The sequence below is a fragment of the Thioclava sp. F28-4 genome (assembly GCF_002020045.1).
Lineage (GTDB): Bacteria > Pseudomonadota > Alphaproteobacteria > Rhodobacterales > Rhodobacteraceae > Thioclava > Thioclava sediminum.
On record NZ_MPZQ01000054.1, the window covers coordinates 1 to 661 of the forward strand.

Below are 661 nucleotides of genomic sequence, written 5' to 3' on the forward strand. Positions count from 1 at the left end.
CGCCGTGCCAGTCGAACGCTTCGCGCACGCGTCCGCCGATCGCCGGGAAGAACGGATAAAGCCTACGAACCTCTTCGGCGATCGCGCGACTGATGTTTTCGTCGTCTTCCGTCATAGCGGGGATTGCCGCGCGCTGGACATGCAGTGCGTGGGCGGCAAAGACGACGTAGCGTCCGACTGCCACGATCGGGCGCAGGATGTTCAGGAGTTCTTTCGCGGCCACATCCTCGCTCATGCGGCGGCCATCGAGATCTGTGTGGAAGGCAAGCTTGCCCAAGGTGCTTCCGGCGGGTCCGTCCACTTCTCGGGTCTCAGCAATGAGACTTCGCGCCCAACGCTCACATCGAGCTCGGAGCCAGCGTGCCTGCAGATAGGCGGGTCCGAGCGCACCGGCTTCGGCGAACATCGTGCTGAGTTCACGCGAGCGGCGCGCAACGTCATGTTGTGCCGGGTCGATGCCGCACCAGCGAAGCGCGGTGCGTGTCATAATGCCGTCGACAGCATCGGAGAGGTCGATCTCACGGCCTCGCCAAATGCGTGCCGCCGCCTGCCATTCTTCTGCGAAAATCTGGCGAGCCTGCTGCAGCCGCACGGGGGCCATGAGATCGAGAAACATTTTCTTGCGGACCTGATGCTCTGCGCCGTCGAGACTTTGCACGCT

General features: G+C 63.2%; 1 pseudogene. It reads right to left on the reverse strand.

The features are described 5' to 3' along the window. A pseudogene (locus BMI87_RS22670) lies at positions 1-661 on the reverse strand (cytochrome P450); the annotation flags it as partial.